Source organism: Mycolicibacterium llatzerense (genome assembly GCF_000878195.1).
In the GTDB taxonomy this organism is placed as follows: domain Bacteria; phylum Actinomycetota; class Actinomycetes; order Mycobacteriales; family Mycobacteriaceae; genus Mycobacterium; species Mycobacterium llatzerense.
This window is the reverse complement of sequence record NZ_JXST01000032.1, coordinates 69565-78533: the sequence shown is the minus strand read 5'-3', so window position 1 is coordinate 78533 and position 8969 is coordinate 69565. Positions and strand designations below refer to the sequence as shown.

At 67.5% G+C, this 8969-nt stretch carries 6 protein-coding genes and 1 pseudogene; 2 read left to right on the top strand and 5 right to left on the bottom strand.

Going from position 1 to position 8969, the window contains the following annotated elements:
* Together TL10_RS30275 and TL10_RS20960 are read left to right on the top strand one after the other, a co-directional pair.
* Positions 1-188: pseudogene (locus tag TL10_RS30275) on the top strand (glycoside hydrolase family 1 protein); the annotation flags it as partial.
* 79 nt (positions 189-267) lie between these two features.
* Positions 268-621: a heme-binding protein gene (locus TL10_RS20960; RefSeq protein WP_043403131.1), complete on the top strand. Its 354-nt coding sequence runs from the start codon at positions 268-270 to the stop codon at positions 619-621.
* Positions 622-650: 29 nt separating this feature from the next.
* On the opposite strand, the gene upp is transcribed toward TL10_RS20960, so the two are convergent.
* The 5 genes from upp to TL10_RS20935 all read right to left on the bottom strand — a co-directional run bounded on the left by upp (position 651) and on the right by TL10_RS20935 (position 8965).
* Positions 651-1280 (bottom strand): uracil phosphoribosyltransferase, encoded by a 630-nt coding sequence (gene upp / locus TL10_RS20955; protein WP_043403134.1) that lies wholly within the window; start codon positions 1278-1280, stop codon positions 651-653.
* Positions 1281-1288: 8 nt separating this feature from the next.
* Positions 1289-2530, bottom strand: a complete 1242-nt coding sequence (locus TL10_RS20950) for a URC4/urg3 family protein (protein ID WP_043987144.1) — start codon at positions 2528-2530, stop codon at positions 1289-1291.
* A complete protein-coding gene (locus TL10_RS20945) occupies positions 2527-3822 on the bottom strand; it encodes a GTP cyclohydrolase II (protein WP_043987143.1) in 1296 nt (431 codons plus the stop codon). Before TL10_RS20945 ends, TL10_RS20950 begins: the two co-directional genes overlap by 4 nt.
* 65 nt (positions 3823-3887) lie before the next feature.
* Positions 3888-7985 carry a bifunctional nitrate reductase/sulfite reductase flavoprotein subunit alpha gene (locus TL10_RS20940; protein WP_043987142.1) on the bottom strand — a complete coding sequence of 1366 codons (4098 nt, stop codon included), beginning with the start codon at positions 7983-7985 and terminating at the stop codon, positions 3888-3890.
* A gap of 149 nt (positions 7986-8134) precedes the next feature.
* Positions 8135-8965, bottom strand: a complete 831-nt coding sequence (locus TL10_RS20935) for a sterol desaturase family protein (protein WP_043987141.1) — start codon at positions 8963-8965, stop codon at positions 8135-8137.
* Positions 8966-8969: the final 4 nt, after the last annotated feature.

Here is an 8969-nt window from a genome sequence, read left to right as displayed (position 1 = left end):
CCCTGGGCGATCCAGCCCTGCGACGGGTGCCGACCGACGCCGTCCAGACCTACACCCAGATCACCCGCGACGGCGGGACCCCGCCGGGATACCGCCCCGTGCTCCCGGCAGCGCATTGCTCGACAACTGTCGGCCAGGACAGCTGCGCGCCGCTGGATGCGAACGGGCCGACGGTCGTGCTGCACTGAGTCGCCGACCTCCGGCACCATCGCGACCAATTCCACACAATGCGCCCGAGATCGCCGGGTTTCCAGCAGGATCACCGGTATGAAACTGACTGCCATGCTCGCGCTCGCCGGCTTCGCCTCGCTTACCATCGCTGTCCCGACGGCCGCGGCCGCTCCGTGTTCTGCGAGCGGGCTGGCCAGCACTGCGGGCGGAGTCCTGGCCCAGGCCGGCGCCTACCTCGATGCGCACCCGGGTGCCAACGACGCCCTGACCAACGCGGGCTCGTCGGGTGACGCGGAAGGCGCCGTCCGGGCATACTTCACCGCGCACCCCGGTGAGTTCTTCGACCTGAAGAACATCGCGCGGCCCCTGACCACGCTGCGGGGTCAGTGCGGCGGCATGTCGGTCTCGCCCGCGCAGATGTCCGCGTTGTTCGACGCGCTGTCGTCCTGAGCGGACGGTGCTGACATGTTTCGCGACGACTACTTGGTTCCGAAGATGCGGTCGCCGGCGTCACCCAGGCCGGGCACGATGTAGCCGTGCTCGTCGAGCTGGCGGTCCAGCGCCGCGGCGTAGATCGGCACCTCGGGGTGGGCCGCCTGCATCGCGGCGACGCCTTCCGGACAGGTCAGCAGACAGACGAACTTGATCGAGCGCGGCCGGTACTCCTTGAGGCGGTCGATTGCGGCCACCGCCGAGTTGCCGGTGGCGAGCAGCGGATCGCACACCACCACGTCGCGCTCGTGCAATTCGCTGGGCATCTTGAAGTAATACTCCACGGCGACATGGGTTTTCGGGTCGCGGTACAGACCGATATGGCCGATGCGCGCGCCGGGAACAACGCTGAGCATGCCGTCCAGAATGCCGCTGCCCGCCCGCAGGATGGACGCGAAGACGAGCTTCTTGCCGTCGATGACCATGCCGGTGGTGGATTCCAGCGGAGTGTCGATCTCGATCTCGTGCACGGGGATGTCGCGCAGCACCTCGTAGGTCATCAGCATGGAAATCTCGTTGAGCAGCTGACGAAAACCCTTGGTGGATACGTCCTTCTGCCGCATCAGCGTGAGCTTGTGCTGAACCAGCGGGTGGTCGACGAGATGCAGGTTACCCATGGCGCCTCCTAGAAAACCGTGCCGTCACTACTGATGGACAGCGGCGGGCTGCCGGCCCGCAACTGCTGCGCCAGGGCGCGCCCGGAAGCCCAGGTGCCGCCCTCGAGGACACACGCCAGCGGCAGGGCCGCAGTGTCGAGCCCGAGCCGGGTGCGCACCAGCGGCGCGAGCGCGTCGAGCAGCGCGACGGTCAGGGCTCGCCATTCGACCACCAATTCGTCGGCCACCGACCAGGTTCGGGCCGCGGCCGACGGATCGCGTAAGCGCAGGACCCCGGTATCGAGCAGCAGACCACCGTTGCGGTACTCGGGCAGGCCGGTCAGGGCGTCCAAGCCGGTGACCGCAACGCCGGCCCACTCGAACGGCTCCAGCAGCGAATAGGTCAGCCACTGCGACAGCTTGTGGAACGGCATCCACCCCTGCGACAACCCCACCCCCGGCACCGCCGGGTGCCGCCAGCAGTCGCCGAGCGGGATACCGCCGATATCGTTGTCCCCCAACCACACCCCGGACAACGTGTCCAGGAGCTGCGCCAGGATGTCATGAGCCCCGACAGCCGGGCCGGTCAGCACGTCGAACAAGCCGCCGGGACGCCCCTGCGGCCCGAAGACCTCGGGCTGGGCGGCCAGGGCCGCACCGAGGCGGCGCAGCAGCTGCACCCGCCCGGAGAGCCCCACCAACGGATTGTCCGGCCGCACCTGAAATGCCCGGCCGAAGGCGGCGTCGTCGACACTGCGTAGTCCCACGGCGTCGACCTGCCACGGCCGGCTCGGGTCGCTGGAGAACATCCCGTCGACAAAGGCGTGCCAGCTGGCCACGCCGAGGCCCTCGGACCGCGTAAACCGTTGTCCGGTAGCGGGTTCCACGTAGCCCCAGTCCGGCCCGGCACCGGCGTCGAGCAGCACACTGACCACAGCCAGGTCGATGAGGGCACGCGCCTGCGAGCTCGTGTCCAGCGCAGCCAGGCGGGCGCGCAGGTCGGCGTTGCGGTCGATGCCGCCGGCCTCGAAATGGCGCCAACGGCTGTGATACGGGATCGCCAGGTCCGGGTAGCGCGTCCAGGTGACGGCGGCGACGAGGTCAGCGGCCTGCGGCATCAAGTCGTCGTCGACCACGAACCAGCGGGACTCCCCCGCACGTGCCCGGCGCAGCAGGAATTCGGCACGTTCGCGGATCGCGTCGGTGCGGCGCAGGACGCCGACCGCGACGGCACTGTCGGCATCCGTGTCGGGGCCGGCGCTGGTTGTCATGGCGTGAGTCCGCGGCCCTTGGCGACCTTGAGTTCGTCGGCGTCGGGCACCGGACCGGGGGTGAAGTAACCGGCGGCTGTCTTGGCGTCGATCTCGACGCGGGCGTCGGCGGGGATCAGATCGTCGGGGATGTTCACGCGTTCGACGACCTCGATACCCGAGCCGGTGATGGCGTCGTACTTCATGTTGCTCATCGACACCAGACGGTGAATCTTGCGGACACCCAGCCAGTGCAGCACGTCGGGCATGAGTTCCTGGAAGCGCATATCCTGCACTCCGGCAACACATTCCGTGCGAGCGAAGTATTGGTCGGCCGTGTCGCCACCAACCTGACGCTTACGTGCGTTGTACACCAGGAACTTGGTGACCTCGCCCAGCGCGCGGCCCTCCTTGCGGGAGTAGGCCACCAGCCCGACCCCACCGCGCTGCGCACCCAGGATGCACTCCTCGATGGCATGGGTGAGATACGGCCGGCAGGTACAGATGTCGGAGCCGAACACATCGGATCCGTTGCATTCGTCGTGCACCCGTGCGGTCAACTCCACGTCGGGGTCGGCAAGATCGCGCGGCTGGCCGAAGATGTAGACGGTCTGCCCGCCGATCGGTGGCAGAAAGACCTCGAGATCACCGCGCGTGACGAGTTCGGGGTACATGCCACCGGTCTCCTCGAACAGCACGCGGCGCAGTTCGTTTTCGCTGCAACCGAATCGCGCGGCGACGCCGGGGAGAAACCAGACAGGCTCGATGGCCGCCTTGGTCACCAGCGCGGCGCCGTTGTCCAGCAGCACCCGACCGTCCGGGCGGAGCCGGCCCTTGCCGATCGCTTCGGCAACCTCGGGCAGGATCACATGGGCTTTGGTGATGGCGATGGTCGGCCGGATGTCGTGGCCGGCCGCCAATTCGGCACTGAACGCATCCGCGACCATGGCACCCCACGGGTCCAGACTCACGATCGCCCCGGGTTCGGCCCACTGCGGGTACGGACCGATCACGTCGGTGGGTGCGGTGTTGGTCAGGTCGGCGCGATGCGCGGGCGAGAGCGCCCCGGCCGCGACCGCCAGTGCCCGGTAGACGCTGTAGGAGCCGCTGTGCGTGCCGATCACATTGCGGTGCGCTCGCGTGGTCGTGGTCCCGAGCACCGGGCCGCGCTCGGCGGCGGTCGCCGCGCCCCAACGGATCGGCAGGGCATCGGCGGCGCCGCTGTGCGACGTCAACCTGATGTGGCGGCCAGAGCCGCGCGGCGGGACCGCGGATGCGGCGGGACCGGATGCAGCGTCAGAACCCAAGACCATCGACAGCGCTCCTTCCCGGCAAGCTCCAGTCAACCCTGAAATTGCCGGGCGTGCAGCGGTACGGGTCAGTAGACGTCGCGAACGTAGCGCTTGTCGGCGATCAGCTCGCGCTTGTAGTCATGCGCCGCCGATTCGGACATGCCGCCGTGGGTCTTGAAGATGTTGGTGAGCGCCACGTCGACGTCCTTGGCCATCCGGGCAGCATCGCCGCACACATAGAAGTGCGCCCCGTCTTCGAACCAGCGCCACAGAATCTCGCCGTGCTCACGCATCCGGTGCTGCACGTACACCCGCCGCGCCTGGTCTCGGGAGAACGCGGTATCCAGCCGGGTCAGCAGGCCGTCGGCGGCGAAGGCCTCCAATTCCTCTTGGTAGTAATAGTTTTCGGCCCGGTGCTGGTCACCGAAGAACAGCCAGTTACGCCCGGTGTGGCCCAGTGCCCGACGTTCGTGCAGGAAGCCGCGGAACGGTGCGACACCCGTGCCGGGGCCGACCATGATCATCGGGGTCAGCGCATCCTCGGGCGGCCGGAAATGCGGTGCCGACTGCAAGAACACCGGCACCGTCTCGGCCCGGTCGGCCAGATAGGTGGACGCGACGCCGTGCCGGATGCCGCCGCGGGCACCTTCGTACCGCACGACCGACACCGTCAGTTGCACCTCGTCGGGGCTCACCAGGGGGCTCGACGAGATCGAGTACGAGCGCGGCGCCAGGCGCACCAGGGCATCTCGCCATTCCTCGGGTTCCGCCCGAATCTGGAACTCTTCGACGAGGTCGAGGCCGGTGCGGCCGTCGAGCCAGCGGTCGCGCTCTTCGCGGGGCGCCCGGAGAATCTTGGCGCTGCTGCGTTCGGCCAGGAAGTTGAGCAGGGTCGGCGACACCTTGCAGATGTCGTACGCCGTGGTGAGTGCCTCACGCAACGGGGCTTCGCCGCCATCCATTTCGATGACCTCGTCGCCGGTGAGCCCGGTGGCCGCCAGCCACGTCGATACAGCCTCTGGACAATTGGCCACCACCACGCCCAGTGCATCGCCGACGCCGTAGCTGACGTCGTGGCCGGACAGGTCGAAGCCGATCTGGCGTACTTCCTTCGCGCCGCCATTGGTCAGCATAGTGTTGCGGCACAACGGGACCGACAACGGGTTGTTGCGGGTGAAGGGCTTGGCGGGCTTGGGAGCCGGCTTGGCGGGCGTGGCCGGGCCCGCGGGCGCGACGACGGGCGCTTCGGCAGCAGCGACGACGACCAAGTCGGCTGCGGCAGCAGCCCATTGGGCGAGTGGTTCGTCGTCGTAGGCCTCGCAGTCCGCGCGGTCCAGCAGCGCGGTGGCTCCGAGTTCGGCGAACCGGCTGTCCAGGGATTTGGCGTAGCCGCAGAAGTTCTCGTACGCGCGGTCACCGATGCCGAGCACGGAGTACCGCACCCCGCTCAGGTCTGGCGCATCGGCGGCGCTCAAGCGAGCCCAGAAGTCCGCGCCGTTGTCGGGCGGTCCGCCGTCGCCGAAAGTGCTTGTCACAACCAGCACTTCGCCCGCTTGGGCGATCTCGTCCAGCGCGGTGTCGTCCAGTACCTGCAACCGGGCCCCGACGATCCTCGCGGCAAGTCCGGCGGCGAATTCTTCGGCGGTACCGGTCTGCGATGCCCACAGCACCAATGGACCCGGCTTGGGAGACTCGAGCGTTGCCGACGCGGGCACCGCATCGATCACCGCGACAGGTGCCGTCGAACTGTGCGCGCCGGCCAGCGCCCCGTTGACCCACAGCCGGACGATGCCACTGACCGGAGCCGACTCCGGCAACACGGGCACCCCGGTGACATGCTGGATACCGGTGAAAAAGCCGGCCAGATAGACCTTTTCGGCCTCGTCGAGCGCAGGCGGCCCGCCCAGGCCCAGGGCCGCGGCCAGCGGATGGGACGCGGCAACCGAGGGTGCCGCGGCAGGCGCGGCCGGTGTCACCGCCACGGGTTCGATCGCGACCGGCGCCAACCGCACGGCGCACACCTTGAATTCGGGCTGCAACGAATCCGGATCGACCGCGTCGTTGGTGACCGCATTGATGGTCAGTCGCTCACCCTGCGAGTCGTTCCAGTGGAACGGCGCAAAGCAATTGCCCGGACGTACCCGGTCGGTCAGCACCGCGGGCAGGACCGCGGTGCCGCGCCGCGACGAGATCTCGACGGACCCGCCCTCGGTGATGCCGAGGTCTGCCGCGTCGATCGGGTGAATCTCCACGAACGGCGACCCGTTGAGCTTGTTGAGCTTGGCAACCTTCCCGGTCTTGGTCATGGTGTGCCATTGGTGTTGCAACCGACCGGTATTGAGCACCAACGGAAACTCGTCGTCGGGCAATTCCGCCGCGTCCAGGTGCGGCCTGGCATGGAACACCGCCCGCCGCGACGGCGTCGGGAACGCCAGCCGCGGCCGGTTTCCGTCGGCGTCCACGAACAGGTCCTGACTGATTCCGTCGTTGAGATAGCGGATCGGGTTCCGGTCGCTGCCGCCACCGGGCACACCCTCGGGCGGGCAGGGCCACTGCAGCGGGGTCTCCCGCAGCCGCTCGTAGGTCACGCCACCCAGGTCGTAACCGGTACGGCGATTGGCGAACTGGCGAATCTCGGCGAACACGTGCTCGCTGGATTTGTAGTCGAACTCATCACCAAAGCCCATGTGCCGGGCCACATTGCAGATCAGTTCCCAGTCGGGCCGCGCGTCGCCGGCCGCTGGGATGCTCTGCTGCAACAGGGTCAGGTTGCGTTCGGAGTTGACCATGACGCCGTCCGCCTCGGCCCACAGGGTGGCGGGCAGCACGATGTCGGCGTAGGCGTTGGTCGCGGTGTCCTGGTAGGTGTCCTGGGTGATCACCAGTTCGGCGGCCTGCAGGCCGTCGATGACGGTCTGCCGATTGGCCACGGTGGCAACAGGATTGGTGCAGATGATCCACACGGCCTTGATGTCACCGGTGCCCAGCCGGCGGAACATCTCGATGGTGCCGGGGCCGACGTCGGTGCGGATGGTGCCCGGTTCCAGTTCCCACTGTTCTTCGACGAACGCCCGGTCTTCGGCCGACGTCACGGCGCGTTGCCCGGGGAGACCCGGTCCCATGTAACCCATTTCGCGGCCGCCCATGGCGTTGGGCTGGCCGGTCAGCGACATCGGGCCACTGCCCGTCCGGCAGATGGCGCCGGTGGCCAGGTGCAGGTTGCAGATGGCGTTGGTGTTCCAGGTGCCGTGGGTGCTCTGGTTCAGCCCCATGGTCCAGCACGACATCCACTCCCCTGCCTCCGCGATCATCTCGGCGGCGCGGCGGATGTCGGCTTCGGGAAGTCCGGTGATCTCGGCGACCTTCGCCGGCGGATAGTCGGCCAGGAACGCGGGCATGGTCTCCCAGCCCTCGGTGTGCTCGGCGATGAATTCGGTGTCTATCGCACCGCTTTCGACCAGCAGGTGCAGCAGGCCGTTGAGCAGCGCCAGGTCGGTGCCTGGTTTGATCTGCAGGAACAGATCGGCCTTCTCGGCGGTCGCGTTGCGGCGCGGGTCGACGACGATCAGCTTGGCGCCCTTGGCCATCCGGTCGGCCATGCGCAGGAACAGGATCGGGTGGCAGTCGGCCATGTTCGCGCCGCTGACGAAAAACAGGTCGGCGGAATCGAAATCGGTGTAGGACCCAGGCGGGCCGTCGGCGCCCAGCGACTGCTTGAAGCCGGTGCCCGCGCTGGCCATGCACAGCCGGGAATTCGATTCGATGTGCACGGTGCGGATGAAGCCCTTGGCCAGCTTGTTGGCCAGGTACTGGGCCTCGATGGTCATCTGGCCCGAAACATAGAGCGCCACAGCGTCGGGGCCGTGTTCGTCGATGATGGCCCGCAGCCGGCGGCCGGCTTCGGCGGTGGCATCGTCGACCGCGACGCTGACCGCTTCGGCGCCCCGGCCGTGCCGGACCAGTGCCGTGGTGAGCCGGCCGTCGTCGGCACCCATCATTTCCGCGTGGGTGGCGCCCTTGGTGCACAGCCGACCGAAGTTGGTGGGGTGTAGCCGGTCCCCGGATACGCGCGCGATGACGGGCAGTCCGGTGCCCGCGTCGGTGCGGGTCTCGACCGAAATTCCGCAACCGACACCGCAGTAGGAGCACGCCGTGCGCGTGCTGTGCGGTCCTGCGGTGGTCATGCTTCAGTTCTACGGGCCGTCAATTCCGCAACCGTTGCGCGACCATGTACTGCGCGTCAACCCAAGCTCACATGCCCGTCAGGCCTTGGTGCGCAACATGTTTCATGCCGGAATCATGATGGAAATGTGCCGGAAATCTGTGACCTGGGTTACGCGCTGTCGGGCGACCAGCCCGGTCCGCGGAACGTGTGTCCGAAGCGGTGCTTCCAGGTCTTTGCCGCGCGCAAATCCTGCCAGATGGCGGTGTACTCGTGCGTGGCAACCCGCACCGGGTTGAACGTCTTGATGTTCTTGGTCAAACCGTAGACCACGCGCTCGCCCTCGGGTTCGAAACTGCCGAACAGCCGGTCCCAGATGATCAGGATGCCACCGTAGTTCGTGTCCAGGTACTGGTCGTTGGAGCCGTGATGCACCCGGTGGTGCGACGGTGTGTTCATCGCGAACTCGATGGGCCGCCACAGCTTTCCGACGCGTTCGGTGTGGATGAAGAACTGGTACAGCAGGCTGACCGACTGCTGCAGCAGGATCATCCACGGCGAGAACCCGAGGAATGCCAACGGCAACCAGAACGGCAGCGCGGTGAACGGCGTCCACGTCTGCCGCAGTGCGGTCGACAGGTTGTAGTGCTCGCTGGAGTGGTGCACGACGTGGCTGGCCCAGAACACCCGGATCGTGTGGTGGGTGCGGTGATACCAGTAGTAGAGGAAGTCGTCGGCGACGAAGAGCGCGATCCAGGTCAGCGGATTGTCGGCCGGCAGATGCACCGGCGCCACCAGGTACGCCGCGCTGTAGGCCGCCAACACCACCAACTTCCAGCCGACGTTGATGATGACGTTGCCGATCCCCATGGTGAGACTGGTTCGGGAGTCGCGGAATTCGTAACCGACTTCGTCGTCGTCCGGCAGGAAGCGGAAGGACAGCGCCTCCAGCACCAGAGCGATCACGAACACCGGCACGGCGTGCAGGATCAGATCGAACATGGGG

Bases quoted from the DNA above. Each gene is read 5' to 3' on its own strand.
- TL10_RS20960 (WP_043403131.1), top strand. From the start codon at position 268: ATGAAACTGACTGCCATGCTCGCGCTCGCCGGCTTCGCCTCGCTTACC.
- TL10_RS20940 (WP_043987142.1), bottom strand. From the start codon at position 7,985: ATGACCACCGCAGGACCGCACAGCACGCGCACGGCGTGCTCCTACTGC.
- TL10_RS20935 (WP_043987141.1), bottom strand. From the start codon at position 8,965: ATGTTCGATCTGATCCTGCACGCCGTGCCGGTGTTCGTGATCGCTCTG.
- TL10_RS20950 (WP_043987144.1), bottom strand. From the start codon at position 2,530: ATGACAACCAGCGCCGGCCCCGACACGGATGCCGACAGTGCCGTCGCG.
- upp (WP_043403134.1), bottom strand. From the start codon at position 1,280: ATGGGTAACCTGCATCTCGTCGACCACCCGCTGGTTCAGCACAAGCTC.
- TL10_RS20945 (WP_043987143.1), bottom strand. From the start codon at position 3,822: ATGGTCTTGGGTTCTGACGCTGCATCCGGTCCCGCCGCATCCGCGGTC.